We start from the raw sequence: 25,168 nt of genomic DNA, 5'->3' as shown, positions 1-25,168 counted from the left end.
AAAACTAATCACTTAGGGTGTATTACTTGGTACTAATTACTAAATTTGCACCTTAAAAATTAAACAACACACATGCAACTTACAGAATTAAATGCTATTTCACCTATTGATGGTCGATATAGAAGTAAAACGGTTTCCTTAGCGTCTTATTTCTCTGAAGAAGCACTCATTAAATACCGCGTTTTAATTGAGGTTGAATATTTTATCGCTTTGTGCGAAGCAAATTTACCACAATTAGAAAAAATAGATGCTTCAATTTATGAGTCATTACGCGCTATTTATGAAAATTTTTCTACTGAAGATGCTCTTTGGATAAAAGATACTGAAAAAACGACAAATCATGATGTGAAAGCTGTTGAATATTTTATCAAATCCAAGTTTGATAATTTAGGATTACAACAGTATAAGGAGTTTATTCATTTTGGTTTAACTTCACAAGATATCAATAATACCGCTATTCCTTTGTCTACAAAAGATGCTTTTGAAAAAGTATATATGCCAAGTTTAATGGCTGTACTTCAAAAGTTAAAAGAACTTGCTCTGGAATGGGCAACTGTACCCATGTTAGCCAGAACGCATGGTCAGCCTGCTTCTCCAACCCGATTAGGGAAAGAAATTGCAGTTTTTGTAGAGCGTATTGAAGAACAAATACGTTTATTATTTATGGTACCTTTTGCAGCAAAATTTGGTGGCGCTACGGGTAATTATAATGCGCATAAGGTTGCTTATCCTACTACAGATTGGAAAAAATTTGGAACTGATTTTGTGGAAAATAAATTAGGTTTACACCATTCGTTTCCTACCACTCAAATTGAACATTATGACCATTTTGCTGCCTTTTTTGATGCTTTAAAACGTATCAACACTATTCTTATTGATTTAGATAGAGATATTTGGACGTATGTATCGATGGATTATTTCAAGCAAAAAATTAAAGCAGGAGAAATTGGTTCGTCAGCTATGCCACACAAAGTAAATCCAATTGATTTTGAAAATAGTGAAGGGAATTTAGGAATTGCGAATGCTTTGTTTGAACATCTTTCAGCAAAACTACCTATTTCTAGATTACAACGCGATCTAACAGACAGCACGGTTTTACGAAACATAGGTGTACCAATGGGACACACGTTAATATCTTTTGAGGCTACCTTAAAAGGCTTGAATAAATTAGTTTTAAACGAAGAAAAATTTGCTGAAGATTTAGAGAAAAATTGGGCTGTTGTTGCCGAAGCGATACAAACGATTTTGCGTAGAGAAGGCTATCCAAATCCGTATGAGGCTTTGAAAGATTTAACTAGAACTAATACCATAATTAATAAAGAAGCAATTCATAGTTTTATTAAAACTTTAAACGTTTCTGATGAAATTAAAGCCGAATTACTTCAAATTACACCAAGTAATTATTTAGGGATTTAATTTTGGGCTAAGATTTATGAGTAAAATATTTAAATTATTATTGTTTTGTTTCTTGTATTTTTTGAATGCTTGTAAAAATGATTCTGAAATAAAAAAAACTAATGAGAATTTAAAATCCATCAAAGTTGATTCTTTAAAGTTTTCAAATGACGATGAATTTAGGGATATTACAATTGCTTTTTTTAATTGGTATAAATTAAATAATAATAAACTAGGAAAAATTAAATTTTTAAAAGGCGGTTATATTAATGAAAATGACTCTATAGCTTACTATATTGATGAAAATGAAGTAAATAAATATGTTAAAGAGTTTGATAAAACTGGATATGTCAGTCATTCATATATTGAAAATTTAAAAAATCATTTGCTAAGTGTTGGTAAAGATTTAAAGGAAGAAAAAATTTATGATGGAGTAGTTGGTGGTTTGGATTATGATTTAATTACAAAATCGCAAGATGATGAAGAAATTTTTTCAACTATCTCTACAATTAAGCTAATAGGTCAAAAAATAATTAGCAAAGATGATGTCGAAAATTATTATGAATTAAGAAAAAATACTTTATTTTTAAAAATAAGTTATACTTTCGAAGATAAATGGAAGATAGAAAATTACGATTTTGAATATAAGTAAGAATAAATTTTTACGTTTTAGACCTGAAAGAGGTTTTAAAAACCTTTCAGGTCTAAATATTAGAGACTATCTCGAGTAATTCGGAGCTTCTTTAGTTATCGTAACATTGTGTGGGTGGCTTTCACTTATTCCACTAGAAGTAATACGGACAAAACGACCCGTACTTTGTAACGTTGAAATATCTTTTGCACCGCAATATCCCATACCTGCACGTAAACCACCAATAAATTGTTGCATACTTTCATTTAACTCTCCTTTATAAGGCACTCGACCTACGATACCTTCTGGTACTAATTTTTTCACATCGTCTTCTACATCTTGAAAATAACGATCTTTGGAGCCCTCTTTCATAGCTTCAACAGAACCCATGCCTCTATAAGATTTAAATTTTCTTCCTTCAAAAATAATCGTTTCTCCTGGTGATTCTTTCGTTCCCGCTAGCATAGAACCCAACATAACACTGTAAGCACCAGCAGCTATTGCTTTAGGAATATCACCTGTATAACGAACGCCTCCATCTGCGATAACTGGAATGCCTGTTTCTTTTAAAGCAGCTGCAACTTCTAATACAGCGGAAAACTGTGGAAAACCTACACCCGCAACCACACGTGTCGTACATATAGAACCTGGACCAATACCAACTTTTACTGCATCGGCTCCATTTTCTACTAAATATAAGGCAGCCTCAGGTGTAGCAATATTACCTACCACTACATCTATTTGAGGAAAATGATTTTTTATTTGTTTCAATACATCAACTACACCTTTCGTGTGTCCATGAGCCGTATCTATAATTACGGCATCCACGCCAGCGTTAACAAGGGCTTCTGCACGTTGTACGGCATCTGCTGTAACACCAATAGCAGCTGCTACACGAAGACGACCATATTTGTCTTTATTAGCGTTAGGTTTCTGTGTTAATTTTGTTATATCTCTAAATGTAATTAAGCCAATAAGTTTAAAATGTGCATCAACAACAGGAAGTTTTTCAATTTTATTTTCTTGTAAAATTTCTTCAGCTGTTGCAAGTGTAGTTCCTTCAGGAGCAGTGACTAAATTTGCTGAGGTCATTACTTCTAAAATGCTACGTGAATTATTTTTTTCAAAACGCAAATCCCGATTGGTAACAATGCCTTTTAGAATGCCCGTTTCATCAACTACTGGAATACCGCCTATTCCATATTCTTTCATGGCAGCTTTTGCATCTCCCACGTTAGCTGTTAAAGGTAAGGTTACAGGATCTATAATCATACCGCTTTCTGCACGCTTTACTTTGCGTACTTCTGCGGCTTGTTGTTCAATGGTCATGTTTTTGTGCAATACCCCAATACCGCCTTCTTGTGCCATAGCGATAGCCATTGCACTTTCTGTTACCGTATCCATAGCAGCAGACACAATAGGTACATTTAACGTAATGTTTTTGCTAAATTTTGATTGAATAGAAACTTCTCTAGGAAGTACTTCAGAATAATTGGGAACTAATAAAACGTCGTCGTAAGTAAGTCCTTCTCCAATGATTTTAGTTGTGTGTGCTTTCATGCAATTTGTCGTTAAATTGCGTGCAAATATAAGAAAAAAAGTAAAATGAATATAGTATTTAGAGAATACTTTTCTCTTAAAATAGAAGTTTTAGTATATAACTTAAGTAAGAACAAATAAATCTAAAGTAAAATTACGTAACTAATGAAACTCCCCAAACAACTTACTCGCTTCGTTATACGCACTTTCAAAACTCATAGGACTAGTACCAGTAGTTTCTTTTTGTATGGTAAAATAGGAAAGTAATTTTTCTGTTGGCATATTGCCTGTTAAATCGTCTTTCGCCATAGGACAACCTCCAAAACCTTGAATGGCTCCGTCAAATCTTTTACAACCCGCTTTGTAAGCGGCATCTATTTTTTCAAACCATTTGTCTGGAGTGGTGTGTAAATGCGCGCCAAATTCAATATGAGGATATTTAGGTATTAAATTGGAAAATAGATACTCAATGACTTCAGGTGTAGAACTTCCAACGGTGTCTGATAAGGATAAAATTTTCACCCCCATAGTTGCTAATTTTTCAGTCCATTCACCTACAATTTCTACATTCCAAGGGTCGCCATAAGGGTTGCCAAATCCCATAGAAATATAAGTCACAACTTCTTTGTTGGATTTGTCTGCTATTTCTAATATTTCTTTCAATGTTACAATACTTTCGGCAATGGTTTTATGTGTGTTTCGCATTTGAAAATTCTCTGAAATAGAAAAAGGAAAACCAAGATATTGTATCGCTGCATGCTGTGAAGCCAGAAAAGCTCCTTGCGTATTAGCAATAATAGCCAATAATTTACTTTGTGTTTGTGCTAAATTCAATTGAGCTAAAACTTCAGCTGTATCCTGCATTTGCGGTATTGCTTTCGGCGAAACAAAACTACCAAAATCAATGGTGTCAAAACCTACACGCAACAACGCTTGAAGGTATTTTACCTTTTGTGCTGTAGGAATGAAGGTTTTAATGCCTTGCATGGCATCACGAGGACATTCTATGATTTTAATAGATTTCATATTTGTCAAAGATACACAAAAACTTATTTTTTAAAAGGATATTTTTATTTTCATTCATTGGATAAAAAGTGATTTGTAAATGGAAATAGTGACCACTAAAAAAAATTAGAATAAACACAATTTTATTTATACTTTTGTGGCACAAAATAAGCATAGCAACATGGTAAAAGATTTATTTGAAAGAATTCAACAAAATAAAGGACCTTTAGGTAAATGGGCTTCACAGGCAGAAGGATATTTCGTTTTTCCAAAACTAGAAGGCGAATTAGGCCCAAGAATGAAATTTCAAGGAAAAGATATTTTAAACTGGAGTTTGAATGATTATTTAGGCCTAGCTAACCATCCAGAAGTTAGAAAAGCAGATACAGAGGCAGCCATTCAATATGGTGCGGCTTACCCTATGGGAGCACGTATGATGAGTGGGCATACAAAATATCATGAACAATTAGAACAAGAATTAGCTGCTTTTGTAATGAAAGAATCGGCTTATTTATTGAATTTTGGTTACCAAGGAATGGTGTCTATTATTGACGCTTTAGTAACTAAAAATGACGTAATTGTATATGATGTTGATGCACATGCTTGCATTATTGATGGGGTTCGTTTGCATATGGGGAAACGTTTTACATATCGTCATAATGATGTGGAGAGTATGGAGAAAAACTTGCAACGTGCCACTAAATTAGCTGAAGAAACGGGAGGTGGTATTTTGTTTATTACTGAAGGTGTCTTTGGAATGCGAGGTCAACAAGGAAAGTTGAAGGAAGTGGTTGAAATGAAAAAACGATACAATTTCCGTTTGTTAGTTGATGATGCGCATGGTTTTGGTACGCTTGGTAAAACAGGTGCTGGAGCAGGCGAGGAGCAAGGTGTACAAGATGAAATTGATGTATATTTTTCAACCTTTGCAAAATCTATGGCAAACATAGGTGCTTTTGTGGCAGCCGATAAAGATATAATTGATTATTTAAAATATAATTTACGTTCGCAAATGTTTGCAAAAGCATTGCCAATGATTCAAACGATTGGTTCGTTAAAACGTTTAGAATTATTGCGTCAATCTTCTGAAATCAAAGATAAATTATGGAAAAACGTAAATGCGTTGCAAAATGGGTTAAAAGAAAGAGGGTTTAATATTGGAGATACAAACACATGTATTACGCCTGTTTATTTAGAAGGTTCTATTCCAGAAGCGATGGTAATGGTAAATGATTTAAGAGAAAATTACGGTATTTTCTTGTCAATTGTTGTTTATCCTGTAATTCCAAAAGGTATTATTTTATTACGAATGATACCGACTGCATCACATACTTTAGCAGATATTGAAGAGACATTAGCCGCGTTTGAGGCAATTCGTGAAAAATTAGTTAATGGAACTTATAAAGCATTAGCGGAAGCTCATGTGGAAAATGTTTCTTAAAAAATTTCCTATAGTACACAACTAAATGCGTCTTTTGACGCATTTTTTTTTGAATTTAAATAAGATGATTTTTCGATTTTAGGGAAAAAGCTAAAATTTTAGAAAAAAAGTGTTTTTAATCTAAAATAAAATTGTTTTATCCTATTTGAAATTATATATTTGTCCGTTTTTAAAAAAATAACTAAATAGATTTATAATGCAGAACAAAGGACTAATCAAATTCTTCGCAATTGTTTTTACAATTGTAAGTATTTACCAGCTTTCATTTACGTTTGTAGCAAACGGAATTTCAGAAGATGCAAAAGCATATGCAAAAGGTGATACCAAAAAAGAATTAAAGTATTTAGATTCAATTGGTAAATTAGATGTAATGAACTTAGGGTTCACCAAATTTACCTACAATGAAGTAAGAGAAAAACAAATTAACAAAGGTCTTGACCTTGAAGGAGGAATTAACGTAATCTTACAAGTATCTGTAAAAGATATTTTAAAAGGATTAGCTAATAATTCTAAAAATCCTACTTTCAACAGAGCTTTAGATAGAGCTGTTAAAGAGAAAAAAGGAAATCAAGATTATTTAGATGCATTTTTTGATGCATTTGAACAAGAATCAAATGGTAGTTTAAAATTAGCTTCAAACGAAGTATTTTACAATAGAGGTTTAGAAGGTGAAATTAACTTAGGAATGACTGACGATCAAGTTAAAGTTGTTTTAAGAAAAAAAGTAGCTGAATCTGTAGAAAGTGCATACGGTGTTTTAAGAGAGCGTATCGATAAATTTGGTGTAGTACAACCTAATATTCAAAAATTAGGAGAGTCTGGACGAATCTTGGTTGAATTACCGGGAGCTAAAGATATTGACCGTATTAAAAATTTATTACAATCTACAGCACAATTAGAGTTTTGGGAAACCTATAAACCTGAAGAATTAGGGAACTTTTTTGTTGCAGCTAATGATGCATTAAAGAAAACAGAAACGAAAGCTAAAACAGCTACTACTGCTAAAGTGGAAGATTCTACTGTGGTAAAAGATGAAAAATCTAAAGTAGAGTCGTTATTAAAAGATACTAAAAAAGCACTTAAAGGGGCGCAAGATTTAGGTCCTTTATTTAGTAAAATTGTAATGCCTGCACAACAAGGTTCGCCATATGTTGCAGTATTTAATGTTAAAGATACATCAGTTGTAAATTCATATTTTAATAGACCAGACATTAGAGGTTTATTAACAGTAGCGAATGCAAAATTTGTTTGGGGTAAACCTTCTAAAAAAGCGCCAGAGTTTACAGAATTATATGTGTTAAAAGGAAGTGCAGATGGATTGCCACCATTAAGTGGAAGTGTAATTATTGAAGCAAAAGATACCTATGACCAATTAGGAAAACCTGCAGTTAGTATGCAAATGAATCCTACTGGTGCAAGAAAATGGGAAGAAATTACAGGAAATGTATCTAAACAAGGTAATGCTATTGCTATTGTGTTAGATAACCAAGTGTATTCTGCTCCTGGTGTTAGTAAAGGTGCTATTTCTGGAGGACAATCTGAAATTTCAGGAAACTTTACTATTGAAGAAACAAAAGATTTAGCAAACGTATTACGTGCAGGTAAGTTACCAGCTGCTGCAGAAATTGTTCAATCTGAAGTTGTAGGACCATCTTTAGGTCAAGAAGCTATTGATAATGGTATTACATCTTCATTAATTGGTTTACTATTAGTATCACTTTGGATGGTAATTTACTATGGTAGAGCAGGTTGGTATGCAAACATTGCATTGATTGTAAACTTAATTTTAATATTTGGTGCTATGGCAAGTTTCCCTGGTGGATTCGTGTTAACTTTACCAGGTATTGCAGGTATTGTATTAACAATGGGTACGGCAGTAGATGCTAACATTATTATCTATGAGCGTGCAAAAGAAGAATTGCGTGAAGGGAAAAGTTTAGAGAATGCCGTTGTTGCTGCTTTCGGATGGAAAGGTGCTATGCGTTCTATTATTGATGCTAACGTTACACACGTATTAACAGGTTTAATATTATTTATTTTTGGTAACGGACCTATCAAAGGTTTCGCAACTACATTATTAATTGGTATTTTTACCTCTTTATTTACTTCAATTTTTATTGCAAGATTCTTTATTGATAAAGATATTGTTAAAGGCAGATCATTACTATTTGCTACAAACATGACAAAAAATTGGTTTACTGGATTTAATTTCGATTTCTTAAAAATTAAAAAATTCACGTATCTATTTTCTCTAACTGTTGTAGCTATTAGCTGTTGGTCATTCTTTACAAACGGATTTGACCAAGGTATTGATTTTGTAGGAGGAAGAACATTCCAAGTTAAATTTGACCAATCAGTAAATGCTGAAGAAGTTAAAAATGCACTTGCTTCTGAAACAGTTTTTGGAAGTGCGGAAGCAAAAACTTTTGGAAATTCATCTCAATTAAAAATTACTACAAAATATAAAATTAAGGAAGAGAATGCAGCTGTAGATAAAGAAGTAAATGAGAAATTATACAATGCAGTGAAAAAATTCTATGCAAAAGAAATTTCTTATGACGAATTTATCAATACAAATGAAGGAAAAAGTATTGGTGTCGTTCAAGCGGTTAAAGTTGGACCTGCCGTAGCTGAAGATATTAAAACAAATGCATATTGGGCTGTTATTGGTGCTATGTTAGTAGTTTGTTTATACTTAGTAGTATCATTCCGTAGATATCAGTACTCTTTAGGAGCCATTGCTGCGGTGGCGCATGATGTTATATTTGTATTAGGAATCTATTCGTTATTGTATAAATATATGCCTTTCCATATGGAAATTGACCAACACTTTATTGCGGCAATTTTAACAGTTATTGGATATTCTATGAATGATACGGTTATTGTATATGATAGAGTTCGTGAATTCTTAGGTGGTAAATCACATCACGGTAGCTTCAATAAAATTGTAAATGATTCTATTAACACAACCTTGTCACGTACATTGAATACTTCGTTAACAATGATTATGGTATTGGCTATTATGTTTGTATTTGGAGGTGATTCTATCAGAGGATTTATCTTTGCTATGTTAGTAGGTATTATTGTAGGAACATATTCGTCGTTATTTATAGCTACGCCAGTATTAGTAGATACAATTTCAAAGGATGATAAAAAAGTTATTGAAAATGAGCATAATGCTTAATTTTTAATCAGTTTATAAAAAAAAGCTCCGAAATTTTCGGAGCTTTTTTTATAAATTAATCTCAAGATTTTTAATATATTCTTCGTGTTCATAAAAGAAACGTTCGAAAGCATCCATTTTATCATAAAAAAAATTAAAAATAGTTTCCCAATCACTTTTTCTATTCATACTGATACCATTTAATTCTACCCAAATCCTACTTACAATTTTTCCGTTGTCAAGATAATAGTTGCGTTCAAATAGGGCGTCTGGTAAAAAATCTTCAAGTAATAAATCTTTTAATGAAACAACTTTTTCAAAATAGATTTTACGTTTTTCTTCATCTTTTGGTTCAATTTCTAATAGTACTTGGGCTTTTTTATTATCTACATAAAATTTAAAACTTACATCCTTAATTTTAGTATTATATAACAACCATTTTCTAGGATACTCATTTCCAAATGTGGCCCAAAAATCTTTTTTTAATTTTAATGCTTCTTCTTTACTAAACATGTGGTCTTTTTTATTAACTTTATATCATACTCTGTGTTATGGATTTTGAGACATTTGTAAAATTTTTACCAAAAATAGAAAAAGAAAAGTTGTTAGCCATCACTGCACATCAAAAAATGGCTCCATTAGAACGATTTTCATCTTTACATCCTGCTTATTATGCTGATAAAAATCCCAGAAAAGCAGCCGTTTTGTTATTGGTTTATCCTAAAAATAGTGAAGCACATTTAGTCTTAATTGTCCGTAATGCTTATGAGGGCGTACATGCCTCTCAAATTGCTTTTCCTGGCGGTAAAGAAGAAATTTCAGACCCAGATTTAAGTTTTACCGCTTTGCGCGAGACAGAAGAAGAGGTAGGCGTATTGATGGAACAAATTAAAATAGTAAGACCTTTTTCCCAAGTGTATATTCCACCAAGCAATTTTTTAGTGGCTCCATTTCTTGGTATAACTACAAATGAATTGCAATTTCGTTTAGATCCTCATGAAGTTAAAGCCATTGTTGAATTTCCACTTCGTACACTTTTAGATGACGAAATTCTTACGGAAGTAAAAATGAAAACTTCGTATGCAAATGAAATGCTTGTTCCAGCCTTTAAAATTGAAGAGCATATAGTATGGGGCGCAACAGCTATGATGCTAAGTGAATTGAAAGAGTTGCTTAAAAACAGCATTAACTCATAATATTTTTACTATATTTGGCCCCTTACAACTATAAAAAAATGGGATTATTTAAAAGAAATCCATTCGGTCATATATTATTTTTGAAAAAATGGTTAATCCGAATTGCCGGAACATTAACGCACAATAGATACCGTGGCTTTAATCAATTGCAAATAGAGGGTTCTGAAATTTTAAGAGCATTGCCCGATACTAATGTGCTATTTATTTCTAACCATCAAACCTATTTTGCAGATGTAGTAGCTATGTTTCATGTTTTTAATGCTGCTCTAAAAGGTAGAGAAAATAATATTAAAAATGTAGGCTATTTATGGAATCCAAAACTTAATTTATATTATGTAGCCGCCAAAGAAACAATGCAGGAAGGTTTATTACCAAGAATCTTAGCGTATGCAGGTGCTATTACTGTAGAACGCACCTGGCGATCAAAAGGAAAAGATGTGCAACGGGAAGTAAATTTAAATGATACCGAAAATATTAAAATAGCATTAGAAGATGGGTGGGTAATTACTTTTCCTCAAGGAACAACCAGATCTTTTAAGCCTGTTCGCAAAGGAACAGCACATATTATATTACAACATAAACCCATTGTTGTTCCTATTGTAATAGATGGCTTCCGAAGATCATTTGATAGAAAAGGCTTATTCATAAAGAAAAAAGGAATATTACAAACTATGGAAATTAAACAACCATTAGAAATTGATTATGAAAATGATACTGTTGACCAAGTGGTTGAAAAAATAGAATATGCTATTGAACAACACCCATCGTTTCTAAAAGTAATTCCTCAAGAGGTTATAGAAGAACAGCATCAACTCGATAAACAACGTCATTGGAAGTATTAAAATAATTAGTATAGATTAATATTCCATTTTCTTCAAATCATTCAAATTCTTTTTCAGTCTATTTAGTAGTTTGCCATATAATAGTCTGTAAAAAAACCATAAAAAAGGTATAACTAGTAGCATCGTAATTGCAATAATAACTACTAATTTAGAAGTATCTATTTGAGGAATAGAAGAGTTTTTACCCATTTCTTTGAATCCATCTATTGCGCTTATCACACCAAAATAACTACCTATTAGGATGTTCCAAATGATATAGATGTTAACTATTTTTCTCGTTTTTAGTATTTGTTTTAGTAAAGTCTTAGACGAATTTAAAACACTAATAGACTTATAGTTTTTATAAAAAATAAAAATAAAGCCAATTATAATAGCATAATTTACCTTTTCAAAAATGCTTAAGTAAGGGTGTAGTTGGGCAAATTTATTAGAAAGTTCATCGTTTGTAATCACACTTAATCCATTTAAAATGATAAATTCTAAAATACTTACTATCAATATCCATTTAACAGAAGAAGACGAACTTTTATGCAACATGCTGTAGATTTCTTGTTCAGAAACCTGCTTAAATTGTCCATCGTTCTTTTTCCAATCTTTTTTTAATAATTCTAATTCATCCATAACTACGGATTTAATATTTTTTTCAATTTCCCTTTAATTCTATTCATCTTCACTCGCGCATTCACTTCACTTATTCCTAATGTTTCTGCTATTTCAGTATAATCTTTATCTTCTAAATACAAGAAAATCAATGCTTTTTCAATATCGTTGAGTGACTCTATGCCTTTGTATAGCAATTTTAGCTGTTCTTCTTCTTCAAAATTGTATTCGTCATTTTTAATGCGATGAAATTCTGAATCAAAAGGTGTTGTTTCAATGCTTCGTTTCTTTTTTCGATAAAGTGTAATGGCGGTGTTAAGTCCGACACGATAAGCCCACGTAGTAAACTTAGAATCTCCTCTAAATTGTCCGTAGGCTTTCCAAAGTTGTATAGTGATTTCCTGAAATAAGTCATTATGCGCATCTCCATCAGAAGTATATAACCTACAAATTTTGTGGATTATATTCTGATTTTCTTTAAGTTGTTTTACAAAACTTTCTTCTGAAGATGATTTCATATAGGTATAAGTAGCTAATTCCTGCTGTTTGTTACAATTTTTTTAATGTTTCATTTATTTATGTAACCCTCACAAGAACTTCCATGTGGTCGTTTTGTTCAGTAACAAAAATAAACTAAAAAAGCGGTTAATGCATACATTAAAAAAGATTTTCACTTCCATCAGGGCTAAATGTACATTTCTCTAATAGAGTGGAAGACTAAAAAATCATAATTAGCATATATTTATGACAATTGCTAGCATACAAATTGGCCTTATTGCAATTAATAAATAAAAAAAAGAGCTAAATTTGTAAATAAACTAAATACTCTATGAATATACCAAGTTCTCCAAATAAAAGGATTGTAATTATAGGAGGAGGATTTGCCGGTATCTCATTGGCAAAGAAACTTCAGAATAAAAAGTATCAAGTTGTTTTATTAGACAAACATAATTATCATACGTTTCAACCATTGTTATATCAAGTAGCTACAGGTGGGCTTGAGCCTGATTCAATTGCATATCCAATTAGAAAAGTCATTCAAGAGTATAAAGATTTTTTCTTTAGATTAGCTGATGTAAAAGAAATAGATGCTGATAATAATAAAATCATAGCAGATATTGGAGAACTTAGCTATGATTATTTAGTTATTGCAACAGGGACAAAAACAAACTATTTTGGTAACAAAGAAATTGAACGAAATAGTATGTCTATGAAGACAATTCCTCAATCATTAAATATAAGAAGCTTAATCCTTGAAAATTTTGAGCAAGCACTTTTAGTGAATAATGAACAAGAAAGAGAAAGTTTAATGAACTTCGTTTTAGTTGGTGCAGGACCTACAGGTGTAGAATTAGCAGGTGCTTTAGCAGAAATGAAAAACGCTATTCTGCCTAAAGATTATCCAGATTTGAATATTGATAAAATGCAAATTAATTTAGTTCAAAGCGAAGATCGAATTTTAAATACTATGACGATGCAATCGTCTTTAGCTTCTGAGAATTTTTTAAAAAAATTAGGTGTTACCATTTGGAAAAATGTTAGAGTAACAGGATATGATGGACAAGTAGTAGTAACAAACTCTGATTTAACATTTAATTCATCAACGGTTATATGGACAGCAGGCGTGCAAGGAAAATTAATTTCAGGTTTAAATAAAGAAGCTATTTTTGAAAGAGTAGATCGAATTAAAGTGGATCAATACAGCCGAGTAAAAGGGTATGACACTATTTTTGCAGTGGGTGATATAGCAATTATGGAAACTGAAAAATATCCAAAAGGACACCCACAAATGGCACAACCAGCTATTCAGCAAGGTAATTTGTTGGCCGAAAATTTAGTAAAATTAGAAAGTAATAAACCTCTACAACCTTTTGAATATAACGATAAAGGATCTATGGCAATTATTGGAAGAAATAAGGCAGTAGTTGATTTGCCAAAATATCATTTTAGTGGTGTATTTGCTTGGTTTGTTTGGATGTTTGTACATTTGATTTCCTTAATTGGATTTAAGAATAAAGCTGTTGTTTTTCTTAATTGGGCATACAATTATATTTTATTTGATAGAGCTGCACGTCTTATTATTAGACCCTTTAAGAAAAAAACTTTGCATTCGTTTACAACAGATGAATTATAAAATTAAAAAAACCTTTAGTTAAATGATAAGTGAAACTCAATTTCAAAAAGAACTACAACTCATTATTGAAAATGCAATTAGGGAAGATGTAGGACCTGGCGATTATAGTTCGTTAGCCTGTATTCCACAAGAAGCTACTGGCGCTGCAAAATTAGTAGTAAAGGAATCTGGAATTATTGCTGGGGTTAGTTTTGCTAAACAAGTATTTCATTATGTTGATGATTCTTTAGAAGTAGATGTATTTACTAAGGATGGCGAAACGGTTTCGGTTGGAGATGTGGTTTTTCATGTAAAAGGGAATTCACAGTCTATTTTAAAAGCAGAACGCTTAGTACTAAATAGTATGCAGCGTATGAGTGCTATAGCCACTAAAACAAAAAAATTCGTTGATTTATTGGCAGGAACAAACACTAAAATTTTAGACACCAGAAAAACAACACCAGGTTTTAGAGCTTGCGAAAAATGGGCAGTAAAAATCGGAGGAGGGGAAAATCATCGATTTGCCTTGTATGATATGATTATGTTAAAAGACAATCATAATGACTTTGCGGGAGGAATATCAAACGCAATTCAAAAAACTCAAGATTATTTATCTAAAAACAATCTTGATCTAAAAATTATTGTAGAAGCTAGAAATTTAGCAGAAGTGCAAGAAATTTTAAATGCAGGTGGTGTGTATAGAATTTTATTAGATAATTTTGATTTTGAGACGACAAAAAAAGCAATTGCATTAATAGGAACCTCTTGTTTAACAGAGTCTTCAGGAAATATCAATGAGAAAACTATTAGAGATTATGCAGCTTGTGGTGTAAATTATATTTCAGCTGGAGCCTTGACACATTCGATTTACAATATGGATTTAAGCCTAAAAGCTATTTAAGTATGTTTAAAATAACAAGGGATCAAATTAAAAAAATACCATTAGTTAAGCCAGCTATAGCATTGCTTCAAAATATTACTTTTGAAACCTTACAAGGTGTATCACTCTATGAGTTAATAAAACACTATTTTATTGGAATCGTAAGAGGAGCATTCACATATCGAGCTAGTGCTATTGCTTTTAGTTTTTTTATGGCACTATTTCCATTTGCTCTTTTTGTCCTAAATTTAATTCCCTTTATTCCTTTAGAGCATTTTCAAGAAGATTTTTTAGAATTTGTTTCGCAGAGTGTGCCTCCCAATACCTTTGAAGCCATTGCTTCTATTTTAAAGGACATCATGAATACAAGTTATAAAGGGCTTTTATCTTCGGGGTTCTTTCTGTCAATTTTTTTAATGTCAAACGGCATTAATGCATTATTAGACGGGTTTGAAATGTCCTCAAATATTAGTGTGAAAAGAGGTTTTTTTCAACAATATGCTGTAGCAATCGGATTGTCTATCTGTGTTGCTTTTTTATTACTCCTCTCTGTTGCTACATTAATTGTAGTAGAAATTATTCTATATAACATACAAGTTCAAAATTATTTTTCCTCGGATATATCTGTGTTAAAATGGAGTAGATTTGTCTTTATAGTATTGATGGTATTGCTAATAACTTCTTTGCTTTATAAATTTGGAACAAAAGAAACACGAAAAATACCCTTTTTTAGTTATGGTTCTACAATTACAACCGTATTATTTCTATTAACTTCATATGTTTTTGGAATATATGTTGAAAAATTTGCAAGATATAATGAGTTGTATGGTTCTATTGGGACTCTGTTGGTTATGATGTTTTATGTGTGGATAAATTGTATGCTACTTTTACTCGGTTTTGAATTAAACGCATTTATTTTTAAATGGAAACAAAAAAATAAGTAACTTAGCATTTCATAATAAAAAAATAAAACTATGAAAAAATTAATTTTAACTGTATTAGTAGCTTTGTTGGCTATTTTTTCTGATGCGCAAACTACTGTAAGTGGGGTAAAAGTTGATGCTAAATTAGCTGTTGATGGGCAAAACTTAGTGCTAAATGGTGCTGGAGTTAGAGAAAAGTTCTTTATGGATATGTATGTGGGTTCTTTATATCTTACAAAGAAATCTAGTGATGCAAAAACGATAATGGCCGCAAATGAAGGTATGGCTATTAAATTGAATATTGTTTCTGGAATGATTACTTCAGATAAAATGATTAATGCAATTAATGAAGGCTTTGAAAATGCAACAAACAAAAAAACAGCTCCATTAAAGGCAAAAATTGATAAGTTTAAAGGATTTTTTAAAGACAAAATCAATAAAGGAGATGTTTTTATTATTGGATATGACCCAACAGAAGGCGTAGTAGTTTATAAAAATGGAACAAAAAAAGGGACAATTGACGGCTTAGATTTTAAAAAAGCATTATTTGGAATCTGGTTATGCGATAAACCGGCAGATGATGACTTAAAAGATGCTATGTTAGGAAAGTAAAATAATTAAAAAATCCCGATTAAATCGGGATTTTTTATATCTTATTTAAAATAGGAAAAATTATGATTGTTTTCAATTTTTAGTAAACTTTCATAAATTAATTGAATAACGTGTTCTACGTCCTCTCTATGAACCATCTCAACTGTTGTGTGCATATAACGAAGAGGTAAGGAAATTAAAGCAGACGCTACACCACCATTACTATAAGCAAAAGCGTCGGTATCTGTACCTGTAACTCTAGAGGTTGCATTTCTTTGAAATGGAATCTGGTTTTCTTCTGCTGTACCAACAATAAGGTCTCGTAGTTTGTTTTGTACTGCAGGGGCATAGGCAATTACAGGGCCTCTCCCCATTTTTAAATCACCTTCTATTTTTTTGTCAATCATAGGTGTAGAAGTATCGTGACAAACATCGGTTACAATAGCAACATTTGGTTGAATGCGTTGTGTAATCATTTCTGCACCTCTCAGTCCTATTTCTTCCTGAACCGAATTTACAATATACAAACCAAATGGAAGTTCTTTTTTATTTTCTTTTAATAAACGAGCCACTTCTGCAATCATAAAGCCTCCCATTCTGTTGTCAATAGCTCTACAAACAAATTTATTGCTATTTAAAATTTCAAAACCATCAGGATAAGTAATTACACATCCCACATGAACACCTAATTCTTCAACTTCTTGCTTAGAAGTGCAGCCGCAATCAATAAATATATTTTCAACTTTAGCTAGTTCTTCTTTTCCTCTATTTCTTGTGTGAATAGCTGGCCAACCAAAAACACCTTTAACAATACCTTTTTTTGTATGAATCAATACCCGTTTGGAAGGTGCAATTTGATGGTCACTTCCCCCATTTCTGATTACATATATCAATCCGTCATCTGTAATATAATTAACATACCAAGAAATCTCATCACTATGGCCTTCGATAACTACTTTAAAAGGAGCTTCCGGATTAATAACACCTACAGCCGTTCCATAAATATCAGTAATAAATTCGTCAACATAAGGTTTTAAATAGTTCATCCAAATTTTCTGTCCTTCACTTTCATATCCTGTGGGTGAGGCATTGTTTAGATATTGCTCTAAAAAAATTAGAGACGCGTCATTTAATATGTTTTTTGCATTCATGTTTAATTATTTTTGGCTAAAATAAAAAATTGGCATTAGACTTGCTATTAAATTTAATAATTTTACGCCAACTATTTTTTATAGGAGTAAAATCATCAAATTAATTTCTTTTCATAGAAATAAATAACATGAGGTAGTAAATAGAGTCATAAAAAAAATAAAAAATGAAAAAGTATAGAATTATAATAGGTGCATTGTTTTTTATCAGTGGCATAGCATATGCTCAAAATGGTTCAGGAGTAACAGATACAATAGAATATATTAAAGATTCAGATACAATAAAAGAAATTTTTATTGAAGAAGTTATAATCTCAGATGAATATGCTATTAAATTAACTAAAGAAGAGCGGGAACAAATTAAATTGCTTTACAAAAGAGTTCGTGTAGTGTATCCTTATGCAAAACTAACAGCCGAAAAATTGATACAAATCAATAATACAATGGCGAGTTTGAAATCAGAAAAAGAAAAGAAAAAATATTTCAAAATCGCAGAAAAGTATTTAAATGATGAATTTGAGCCAAAGCTCAAAAAACTTTCTCAAAAACAAGGGCAAATTTTAGTAAAACTTATTCATAGACAAACAGGAATAACCACATTCGATTTAATAAAAGAATATAAGAGCGGTTGGAAAGCATTTTGGTCAAACAAGACCGCACGTTTATTTAATATAGACTTAAAACGCAAATATGACCCCATGGAAGTTCCTGAGGATTATTATATCGAAACTTTTTTAAATCAGTGTTTTGAAGAAGGAAAATTACCTAAACAAGCAGCCTTCAAACCTATAAATCCAGACGAACTCCTATCAAATTGGATTCAAAAAAATAAAATAAAAGTCGATGCTGAAAAAGCAAAAGCAAAAGAAAAATAACCAGCTATTCCCGTGTTTCACTGTAGTGTTCCTATTTTTTTAACACATGCCAAGCTGCCGTTTCATCCGGGGCTATAGAAGGAGTTAGGAGTTTGGAGTTTGGAGTATGGAGTAAGTAGTCAAGTTCGGCTTCGTAATTCTTAATTAGCTACATGTATAGTACTTCATTTTCAAATTATCTTATTTTCAAATCTTCAAATTCGTAATTCGTAATTCATAATTCGTAATTCCCATCACCCATTACCTAACTCCCATTCCCCATCCCCTAGTATTTGTAACTCGTTGTAAGTTATTGATTTATAAAAAACATAAAAAAAAGATGTTTAGTAATTAGGAAAAGATGTTTAGTATTGTTTATCTTTGCCGTCCTTTAGAAACGGGATGGTTATAAAGTTTAGTTCTTATAATAAATTGATTAGAAACGAGTTGTAATTTTTTTCAAAAAAAAGCGCAAAAAGTTTTGGAGGTTATAAAATAAGTGCTACTTTTGCACCCGCTAACACAGAGAATGGTATTTGAAGTGTTAGATAAAAGAGAATAAAAAGTTCATAGACATATTGGATTGACAGCATACAAAAAGAGAGAGTAAGACTTTTTTGAGTATACGAATTAGACCTAGCAAAAAAAAGAGATATCGTCGATAATATTTAAATGGTTTTATATCATTTATAACAAACTACGATGAAGAGTTTGATCCTGGCTCAGGATGAACGCTAGCGGCAGGCCTAACACATGCAAGTCGAGGGGTAGAGTTAGCTTGCTAACTTAAGACCGGCGCACGGGTGCGTAACGCGTATGCAATCTACCTTGTACAGAGGGATAGCCCAGAGAAATTTGGATTAATACCTCATAGTATCTTCGAGAGGCATCTCTTGATTATTAAAGTTCCAACGGTACAAGATGAGCATGCGTCCCATTAGCTAGTTGGTATGGTAACGGCATACCAAGGCTATGATGGGTAGGGGTCCTGAGAGGGAGATCCCCCACACTGGTACTGAGACACGGACCAGACTCCTACGGGAGGCAGCAGTGAGGAATATTGGTCAATGGGCGAGAGCCTGAACCAGCCATGCCGCGTGCAGGAAGACGGTCCTATGGATTGTAAACTGCTTTTATACAGGAAGAAACCCTCCCACGTGTGGGAGCTTGACGGTACTGTATGAATAAGCATCGGCTAACTCCGTGCCAGCAGCCGCGGTAATACGGAGGATGCGAGCGTTATCCGGAATCATTGGGTTTAAAGGGTCCGTAGGCGGTTTAATAAGTCAGTGGTGAAATCTGGTCGCTCAACGATCAAACTGCCATTGATACTGTTAGACTTGAATAATTGTGAAGTAACTAGAATATGTAGTGTAGCGGTGAAATGCTTAGATATTACATGGAATACCAATTGCGAAGGCAGGTTACTAACAATTTATTGACGCTGATGGACGAAAGCGTGGGGAGCGAACAGGATTAGATACCCTGGTAGTCCACGCCGTAAACGATGGATACTAGCTGTTCGGAGTAATCTGAGTGGCTAAGCGAAAGTGATAAGTATCCCACCTGGGGAGTACGCACGCAAGTGTGAAACTCAAAGGAATTGACGGGGGCCCGCACAAGCGGTGGAGCATGTGGTTTAATTCGATGATACGCGAGGAACCTTACCAGGGCTTAAATGGGAGACGACAGTTTGGGAAACCAGATTTTCTTCGGACGTCTTTCAAGGTGCTGCATGGTTGTCGTCAGCTCGTGCCGTGAGGTGTCAGGTTAAGTCCTATAACGAGCGCAACCCCTGTCGTTAGTTGCCAGCGAGTCATGTCGGGAACTCTAACGAGACTGCCGGTGTAAACCGTGAGGAAGGTGGGGATGACGTCAAATCATCACGGCCCTTACGTCCTGGGCCACACACGTGCTACAATGGCCAGTACAGAGAGCAGCCACTTAGCGATAAGGAGCGAATCTTCAAAACTGGTCTCAGTTCGGATTGGAGTCTGCAACTCGACTCTATGAAGCTGGAATCGCTAGTAATCGGATATCAGCCATGATCCGGTGAATACGTTCCCGGGCCTTGTACACACCGCCCGTCAAGCCATGGAAGCTGGGGGTACCTGAAGTCGGTGACCGTAAGGAGCTGCCTAGGGTAAAACTAGTAACTGGGGCTAAGTCGTAACAAGGTAGCCGTACCGGAAGGTGCGGCTGGAACACCTCCTTTCTAGAGACATAAGATATCTTATGTTAGGTTAAAGTTGTAAAAAGAAGGGGTTTTACTCTTGCTGTTAATTCAAAGAAATAAGTTTAAGATACAGAGTCTCGTAGCTCAGCTGGTTAGAGTACTACACTGATAATGTAGGGGTCGGCAGTTCGAGTCTGCCCGGGACTACTTTTTTAATTGATAATTGGTAATTACAATTCACAATTAAAAAAAAGCTGTTATTCTTAAATAAAAGGAAATTCTGGAAGTTGGGATTCATAATTCGTAATTCTGAATTCATAATTCTGAATTCAAATTGGGGGATTAGCTCAGCTGGCTAGAGCGCCTGCCTTGCACGCAGGAGGTCATCGGTTCGACTCCGATATTCTCCACTATTCTGGTGAATAGTAAAGAGTAAATAGTAATTAGCCTTGTGCTAATCACTAATTACTAGTAACTAATTACTAAGAAAAAAGTTCATTGACATATTGAGATACAATACATTTAAAAAGTAGAAAGACACAGTATATTGTTTTTAGGACAGTATATACAAAATAAAAAGAAAGCAATAAGCAAAATAAGGGCGTATGGGGGATGCCTAGGCTCTCAGAGGCGAAGAAGGACGTGATAAGCTGCGATAAGTTACGGGGATTGGCACACACGAATTGATCCGTAAATTTCCGAATGGGGCAACCCACCATGTTGAAGACATGGTACTCCGATAGGAGGGTAAACCCGCTGAACTGAAACATCTAAGTAGGCGGAGGAGAAGAAAACAAAAGTGATTCCGTAAGTAGTGGCGAGCGAACGCGGAATAGCCCAAACCAGAGTTGTTACGGCAATTCTGGGGTTGTAGGACCACGTCATTTTATGCAAAGAGAATTAGAATAACCTGGAAAGGTTAACCATAGAGGGTGATAGTCCTGTATAAGTAATCGATGTAATAAATAGTGGTATCCTGAGTAGGGCGGGGCACGTGAAACCCTGTCTGAATCTGGCGGGACCATCCGCTAAGGCTAAATACTCCTGAGAGACCGATAGTGAACCAGTACCGTGAGGGAAAGGTGAAAAGAACCGTGAATAACGGAGTGAAATAGATCCTGAAACCATACGCCTACAAGCGGTCGGAGCCCTTTTGTGGGGTGACGGCGTGCCTTTTGCATAATGAGCCTACGAGTTACCGTTGCTGGCAAGGATAAGTGGTTAAGTCATGGATCCGTAGCGAAAGCGAGTCTGAATAGGGCGCTATAGTCAGTAATGGTAGACGCGAAACCGTGTGATCTACCCATGGGCAGGATGAAGCTGTGGTAACACATAGTGGAGGTCCGAACCGGTTGACGTTGAAAAGTCTTCGGATGACCTGTGGGTAGGGGTGAAAGGCCAATCAAACTCGGAAATAGCTCGTACTCCCCGAAATGCATTTAGGTGCAGCGCTGGCTTAAGTTATATAGAGGTAGAGCTACTGATTGGATGCGGGGGCTTCACCGCCTACCAATTCCTGACAAACTCCGAATGCTATATAATGTTTACCAGCAGTGAGGGCATGGGTGCTAAGGTCCATGTCCGAGAGGGAAAGAACCCAGACCATCAGCTAAGGTCCCCAAATGTATGCTAAGTTGAAAAAACGAGGTTTGTCTGCCCAGACAGCTAGGATGTTGGCTTGGAAGCAGCCATTCATTTAAAGAGTGCGTAACAGCTCACTAGTCGAGCGGACGAGCATGGATAATAATCGGGCATAAGCATACTACCGAAGCTATGGATTTTGTAGCAATACAAAGTGGTAGGGGAGCATTCTAAACTGGGTTGAAGGTGATCTGTGAGGGTTGCTGGACTGTTTAGAAAAGCAAATGTAGGCATAAGTAACGATAATGCGGGCGAGAAACCCGCACACCGAAAAACTAAGGTTTCCGCAGCTATGCTAATCAGCTGCGGGTTAGTCGGGTCCTAAGGCGAACCCGAAAGGGACAGTCGATGGCCAACGGGTTAATATTCCCGTACTACTGTTAATTGTGATGGGGTGACGGAGTGATGAAAGTACCGCGAACTGACGGAATAGTTCGTTGAAGCACCTAGCTATAGGCTCTATAGGCAAATCCGTAGAGTTTGGTGAAATGCGATAGTACACGGAGGCTTCGGCCAAAGTGATAGTGTACCTAAGGGCTTCCAAGAAAAACCTCTAAACTTAGATTAACAGTACCCGTACCGTAAACCGACACAGGTAGTTGAGGAGAGAATCCTAAGGTGCTCGAGAGATTCATGGCTAAGGAATTAGGCAAAATAGACCCGTAACTTCGGGAGAAGGGTCGCCCCGAGCAATCGGGGCCGCAGTGAAGAGGTCCAGGCGACTGTTTATCAAAAACACAGGGCTCTGCAAAATCGTAAGATGAAGTATAGGGCCTGACACCTGCCCGGTGCTGGAAGGTTAAGAGGAGATGTTATCTTCGGAGAAGCATTGAATTGAAGCCCCAGTAAACGGCGGCCGTAACTATAACGGTCCTAAGGTAGCGAAATTCCTTGTCGGGTAAGTTCCGACCTGCACGAATGGTGTAACGATCTGGACACTGTCTCAGCCATGAGCTCGGTGAAATTGTAGTATCGGTGAAGATGCCGATTACCCGCAGTGGGACGAAAAGACCCTGTGCACCTTTACTATAGCTTAGTATTGACCTTGGACACGTGATGTGTAGGATAGGTGGGAGACTATGAAGCGGCTTCGCTAGGAGTTGTGGAGTCATTGTTGAAATACCACCCTTTGCTTGTCTGAGGCCTAACCCCGCGTTGTGGGGGACATTGCTTGGTGGGTAGTTTGACTGGGGTGGTCGCCTCCAAAAGAGTAACGGAGGCTTCTAAAGGTTCCCTCAGCACGCTTGGTAACCGTGCGTAGAGTGCAATGGCATAAGGGAGCTTGACTGAGAGACATACAGGTCGATCAGGTACGAAAGTAGAGCATAGTGATCCGGTGGTTCCGCATGGAAGGGCCATCGCTCAAAGGATAAAAGGTACGCCGGGGATAACAGGCTGATCTCCCCCAAGAGCTCATATCGACGGGGGGGTTTGGCACCTCGATGTCGGCTCGTCACATCCTGGGGCTGGAGAAGGTCCCAAGGGTTGGGCTGTTCGCCCATTAAAGTGGCACGCGAGCTGGGTTCAGAACGTCGTGAGACAGTTCGGTCTCTATCTACTGTGGGCGTTAGAAATTTGAGTGGATCTGACTCTAGTACGAGAGGACCGAGTTGGACGAACCTCTAGTGTATCAGTTGTCCCGCCAGGGGCACCGCTGAGTAGCTACGTTCGGAAGGGATAAGCGCTGAAAGCATATAAGCGCGAAACCCACCACAAGATGAGATTTCTTTTAAGGGTCGTGGAAGATGACCACGTTGATAGGCTATAGATGTAAAGGCAGTAATGTCATAGTCGAGTAGTACTAATAACCCGTTAGCTTATTGTACAAGTCTCCCGATAGCAATATCGGGAGCGAATTCTTTTTTTAAATGTTTTTATCTCAGTATGTTACGATATTAGTCTCGTTACAAACGAGACAGTGAAAAGTAACTAGTAACAAGTAGTGATTAGCCAAAAGCTAATTACGAATCACTAAGTGCTTATCACTTAAAATTTAAGGTGGTTATTGCGTCGGGGCTCACCTCTTCCCATTCCGAACAGAGAAGTTAAGCCCGATTGCGCCAATGGTACTGCATCACTGTGGGAGAGTAGGTCGCCGCCTTTTTTTAGAAAGCCTGTCTATAATTAGACAGGCTTTTTTGTTTTGTAGAAGTAACAAAAAAGTTTATACCAGTACAATAAAAAAAACAGAAATAAATTGGGTAATTGTCTATTTAACATTTTGGCGCTTGACGCATTAGCGGCTGCGTGAATGTTTATTTTCTTGTTAATATAGATTTTCCAGGGGAAAATCGAACGTTGTTATTTATTGATTAATAGCTATTGAGCCAAACAGCTGTTATGAGCAGTATTTATTTTATTACATCACGAATTTCTAAAGTTTTTGAATTTAAGTCTTGTATTTCCATTAAAACCATTTTATCAAACACAATTTTTATTTTTCGATATGCTCCATTTTTAACAACTCTAAACATATCAAATGTCACGCTATCAGTATTTATTAATATATTATCAATTGTTTCATTCGTATCTGTTAGTATAATGGTTTGAAATTCTTTCACAAATTTTTCTATTTCTGATATGTCTTTGAATTTTAAGCCAACAAAGTTTTTATAGAAATCTTTTTCTAAACTGCTATACCAAATTGGTGGTGCAAAAATTATTTCATTTTTTGATTTATCATACCATATTAAACATTCACAATCATTTACATGATAGTCCAAATAATTTGTAATATTTACAGAGTAAAGCTCATAATTGGTTAGATTACTTTGAATAAAAGATGTTTCAAGTTTTTTTGGTATATTATGCTCAGGGTAGTAAATCCAAACACCATCCGCAACGAAAGATTCTCTTACGGGAAATTTTTCTGATAATAGTTTTATCAATTGAGCGTTTTCTTGCGAAAAACCATTCAATCCTAAAATTAAAAATATAAGTAAAATTTTCTTTTTCAAAATGTGATTTGTAATTGTTACTAACGGTCATGCGGATATGTCGAGTAGCGTTTGGACTTTATGTCCTATAAGC

Annotated in this window: 18 protein-coding genes, 2 tRNA genes and 3 rRNA genes; 16 read left to right on the top strand and 7 right to left on the bottom strand. The window is 34.8% G+C overall.

Annotated elements, in window-relative coordinates:
• Nucleotides 1–72: 72 nt before the first annotated feature.
• Both purB and RF683_RS07270 read left to right on the top strand, forming a co-directional pair.
• Nucleotides 73–1,416: an adenylosuccinate lyase gene (gene purB / locus RF683_RS07275; RefSeq protein WP_309531668.1), complete on the top strand. Its 1,344-nt coding sequence runs from the start codon at nucleotides 73–75 to the stop codon at nucleotides 1,414–1,416.
• A gap of 16 nt (nucleotides 1,417–1,432) precedes the next feature.
• Complete coding sequence (locus RF683_RS07270; protein WP_309531667.1) at nucleotides 1,433–2,047, top strand: hypothetical protein; 615 nt, start codon at nucleotides 1,433–1,435, stop codon at nucleotides 2,045–2,047.
• 66 nt (nucleotides 2,048–2,113) lie between these two features.
• On the opposite strand, the gene guaB is transcribed toward RF683_RS07270, so the two are convergent.
• Together guaB and RF683_RS07260 are read right to left on the bottom strand one after the other, a co-directional pair.
• Nucleotides 2,114–3,586, bottom strand: a complete 1,473-nt coding sequence (guaB, locus tag RF683_RS07265) for an IMP dehydrogenase (protein ID WP_309531666.1) — start codon at nucleotides 3,584–3,586, stop codon at nucleotides 2,114–2,116.
• Between the two features lie 141 nt (nucleotides 3,587–3,727).
• Nucleotides 3,728–4,591, bottom strand: coding sequence for a hydroxymethylglutaryl-CoA lyase (locus tag RF683_RS07260; RefSeq protein ID WP_309531665.1), 864 nt, complete (start codon nucleotides 4,589–4,591; stop codon nucleotides 3,728–3,730).
• Nucleotides 4,592–4,751: 160 nt separating this feature from the next.
• On the opposite strand from RF683_RS07260, the gene RF683_RS07255 reads away from it, so the two are divergent.
• Nucleotides 4,752–6,011, top strand: coding sequence for an aminotransferase class I/II-fold pyridoxal phosphate-dependent enzyme (locus RF683_RS07255; protein WP_309531664.1), 1,260 nt, complete (start codon nucleotides 4,752–4,754; stop codon nucleotides 6,009–6,011).
• A gap of 196 nt (nucleotides 6,012–6,207) precedes the next feature.
• Entirely contained in the window at nucleotides 6,208–9,195 is a 2,988-nt protein-coding gene (secDF, locus tag RF683_RS07250; RefSeq protein WP_309531663.1) for a protein translocase subunit SecDF, read from the top strand.
• A gap of 48 nt (nucleotides 9,196–9,243) precedes the next feature.
• Here the strand turns inward: secDF and RF683_RS07245 are convergent, their stop codons facing one another.
• A complete protein-coding gene (locus RF683_RS07245) occupies nucleotides 9,244–9,687 on the bottom strand; it encodes a DUF4268 domain-containing protein (RefSeq protein ID WP_309531662.1) in 444 nt (147 codons plus the stop codon).
• A 38-nt stretch (nucleotides 9,688–9,725) separates the two neighbouring features.
• On the opposite strand from RF683_RS07245, the gene RF683_RS07240 reads away from it, so the two are divergent.
• Together RF683_RS07240 and RF683_RS07235 are read left to right on the top strand one after the other, a co-directional pair.
• Nucleotides 9,726–10,370 (top strand): NUDIX domain-containing protein, encoded by a 645-nt coding sequence (locus RF683_RS07240; protein WP_309531661.1) that lies wholly within the window; start codon nucleotides 9,726–9,728, stop codon nucleotides 10,368–10,370.
• Between the two features lie 38 nt (nucleotides 10,371–10,408).
• Nucleotides 10,409–11,212: a lysophospholipid acyltransferase family protein gene (locus RF683_RS07235; protein WP_309531660.1), complete on the top strand. Its 804-nt coding sequence runs from the start codon at nucleotides 10,409–10,411 to the stop codon at nucleotides 11,210–11,212.
• Nucleotides 11,213–11,227: 15 nt separating this feature from the next.
• Here the strand turns inward: RF683_RS07235 and RF683_RS07230 are convergent, their stop codons facing one another.
• The gene (locus RF683_RS07230; RefSeq protein ID WP_309531659.1) at nucleotides 11,228–11,833 is read right to left on the bottom strand and encodes a hypothetical protein; all 606 of its coding nucleotides are present in this window, start codon (nucleotides 11,831–11,833) and stop codon (nucleotides 11,228–11,230) included.
• Between the two features lie 2 nt (nucleotides 11,834–11,835).
• Nucleotides 11,836–12,330 (bottom strand): RNA polymerase sigma factor, encoded by a 495-nt coding sequence (locus tag RF683_RS07225; protein ID WP_309531658.1) that lies wholly within the window; start codon nucleotides 12,328–12,330, stop codon nucleotides 11,836–11,838.
• Nucleotides 12,331–12,641: 311 nt separating this feature from the next.
• Between RF683_RS07225 and RF683_RS07220 the strand changes: the two genes are divergently transcribed.
• The 4 genes from RF683_RS07220 to RF683_RS07205 are packed head-to-tail and all read left to right on the top strand — an operon-like array spanning nucleotide 12,642 to nucleotide 16,340.
• On the top strand, nucleotides 12,642–13,946 hold the full coding sequence (locus tag RF683_RS07220) for an NAD(P)/FAD-dependent oxidoreductase (RefSeq protein ID WP_309531657.1): 1,305 nt from the start codon (nucleotides 12,642–12,644) through the stop codon (nucleotides 13,944–13,946).
• 22 nt (nucleotides 13,947–13,968) lie between these two features.
• The gene (gene nadC, locus RF683_RS07215; RefSeq protein ID WP_309531656.1) at nucleotides 13,969–14,826 is read left to right on the top strand and encodes a carboxylating nicotinate-nucleotide diphosphorylase; all 858 of its coding nucleotides are present in this window, start codon (nucleotides 13,969–13,971) and stop codon (nucleotides 14,824–14,826) included.
• Between the two features lie 2 nt (nucleotides 14,827–14,828).
• Nucleotides 14,829–15,749 carry a YihY/virulence factor BrkB family protein gene (locus RF683_RS07210; RefSeq protein WP_309531655.1) on the top strand — a complete coding sequence of 307 codons (921 nt, stop codon included), beginning with the start codon at nucleotides 14,829–14,831 and terminating at the stop codon, nucleotides 15,747–15,749.
• Nucleotides 15,750–15,779: 30 nt separating this feature from the next.
• Nucleotides 15,780–16,340, top strand: coding sequence for a chalcone isomerase family protein (locus tag RF683_RS07205; RefSeq protein ID WP_309531654.1), 561 nt, complete (start codon nucleotides 15,780–15,782; stop codon nucleotides 16,338–16,340).
• Between the two features lie 41 nt (nucleotides 16,341–16,381).
• Here RF683_RS07205 and RF683_RS07200 read toward each other — a convergent pair whose 3' ends face one another.
• A complete protein-coding gene (locus RF683_RS07200; protein ID WP_309531653.1) occupies nucleotides 16,382–17,470 on the bottom strand; it encodes a M42 family metallopeptidase in 1,089 nt (362 codons plus the stop codon).
• 164 nt (nucleotides 17,471–17,634) lie between these two features.
• On the opposite strand from RF683_RS07200, the gene RF683_RS07195 reads away from it, so the two are divergent.
• The 6 genes from RF683_RS07195 to rrf all read left to right on the top strand — a co-directional run bounded on the left by RF683_RS07195 (nucleotide 17,635) and on the right by rrf (nucleotide 24,242).
• The gene (locus RF683_RS07195) at nucleotides 17,635–18,342 is read left to right on the top strand and encodes a DUF4294 domain-containing protein (protein WP_309531652.1); all 708 of its coding nucleotides are present in this window, start codon (nucleotides 17,635–17,637) and stop codon (nucleotides 18,340–18,342) included.
• 678 nt (nucleotides 18,343–19,020) lie between these two features.
• Nucleotides 19,021–20,536: ribosomal RNA gene (locus RF683_RS07190) — 16S ribosomal RNA — on the top strand.
• Between the two features lie 94 nt (nucleotides 20,537–20,630).
• Nucleotides 20,631–20,704, top strand: a tRNA-Ile gene (locus RF683_RS07185).
• 129 nt (nucleotides 20,705–20,833) lie between these two features.
• Nucleotides 20,834–20,907: transfer RNA gene (locus RF683_RS07180), tRNA-Ala, on the top strand.
• A gap of 174 nt (nucleotides 20,908–21,081) precedes the next feature.
• Nucleotides 21,082–23,963, top strand: a 23S ribosomal RNA gene (locus RF683_RS07175).
• Between the two features lie 169 nt (nucleotides 23,964–24,132).
• A 5S ribosomal RNA gene (rrf, locus tag RF683_RS07170) occupies nucleotides 24,133–24,242 on the top strand.
• The 16S, 23S and 5S rRNA genes sit together here with 2 tRNA genes alongside, the layout of an rRNA operon.
• A 247-nt stretch (nucleotides 24,243–24,489) precedes the next feature.
• Here rrf and RF683_RS07165 read toward each other — a convergent pair.
• Nucleotides 24,490–25,095: a hypothetical protein gene (locus tag RF683_RS07165; RefSeq protein ID WP_309531651.1), complete on the bottom strand. Its 606-nt coding sequence runs from the start codon at nucleotides 25,093–25,095 to the stop codon at nucleotides 24,490–24,492.
• Nucleotides 25,096–25,168: the final 73 nt, after the last annotated feature.

The organism is Flavobacterium sp. 20NA77.7 (assembly GCF_031326205.1).
GTDB classification, from domain to species: Bacteria; Bacteroidota; Bacteroidia; order Flavobacteriales; family Flavobacteriaceae; genus Flavobacterium; species Flavobacterium nakdongensis.
This window is presented reverse-complemented; position numbering and strand designations above follow the sequence as displayed.

What these genes read in the sequence shown, in the direction of transcription:
- RF683_RS07225 (WP_309531658.1), bottom strand. Translation starts at nt 12,330, where the DNA reads ATGAAATCATCTTCAGAAGAAAGTTTTGTAAAACAACTTAAAGAAAAT.
- RF683_RS07230 (WP_309531659.1), bottom strand. Translation starts at nt 11,833, where the DNA reads ATGGATGAATTAGAATTATTAAAAAAAGATTGGAAAAAGAACGATGGA.
- nadC (WP_309531656.1), top strand. Translation starts at nt 13,969, where the DNA reads ATGATAAGTGAAACTCAATTTCAAAAAGAACTACAACTCATTATTGAA.
- RF683_RS07235 (WP_309531660.1), top strand. Translation starts at nt 10,409, where the DNA reads ATGGGATTATTTAAAAGAAATCCATTCGGTCATATATTATTTTTGAAA.
- RF683_RS07240 (WP_309531661.1), top strand. Translation starts at nt 9,726, where the DNA reads ATGGATTTTGAGACATTTGTAAAATTTTTACCAAAAATAGAAAAAGAA.
- purB (WP_309531668.1), top strand. Translation starts at nt 73, where the DNA reads ATGCAACTTACAGAATTAAATGCTATTTCACCTATTGATGGTCGATAT.
- RF683_RS07270 (WP_309531667.1), top strand. Translation starts at nt 1,433, where the DNA reads ATGAGTAAAATATTTAAATTATTATTGTTTTGTTTCTTGTATTTTTTG.
- RF683_RS07210 (WP_309531655.1), top strand. Translation starts at nt 14,829, where the DNA reads ATGTTTAAAATAACAAGGGATCAAATTAAAAAAATACCATTAGTTAAG.
- RF683_RS07255 (WP_309531664.1), top strand. Translation starts at nt 4,752, where the DNA reads ATGGTAAAAGATTTATTTGAAAGAATTCAACAAAATAAAGGACCTTTA.
- guaB (WP_309531666.1), bottom strand. Translation starts at nt 3,586, where the DNA reads ATGAAAGCACACACAACTAAAATCATTGGAGAAGGACTTACTTACGAC.
- RF683_RS07260 (WP_309531665.1), bottom strand. Translation starts at nt 4,591, where the DNA reads ATGAAATCTATTAAAATCATAGAATGTCCTCGTGATGCCATGCAAGGC.
- RF683_RS07200 (WP_309531653.1), bottom strand. Translation starts at nt 17,470, where the DNA reads ATGAATGCAAAAAACATATTAAATGACGCGTCTCTAATTTTTTTAGAG.
- RF683_RS07205 (WP_309531654.1), top strand. Translation starts at nt 15,780, where the DNA reads ATGAAAAAATTAATTTTAACTGTATTAGTAGCTTTGTTGGCTATTTTT.
- secDF (WP_309531663.1), top strand. Translation starts at nt 6,208, where the DNA reads ATGCAGAACAAAGGACTAATCAAATTCTTCGCAATTGTTTTTACAATT.
- RF683_RS07195 (WP_309531652.1), top strand. Translation starts at nt 17,635, where the DNA reads ATGAAAAAGTATAGAATTATAATAGGTGCATTGTTTTTTATCAGTGGC.
- RF683_RS07245 (WP_309531662.1), bottom strand. Translation starts at nt 9,687, where the DNA reads ATGTTTAGTAAAGAAGAAGCATTAAAATTAAAAAAAGATTTTTGGGCC.
- RF683_RS07220 (WP_309531657.1), top strand. Translation starts at nt 12,642, where the DNA reads ATGAATATACCAAGTTCTCCAAATAAAAGGATTGTAATTATAGGAGGA.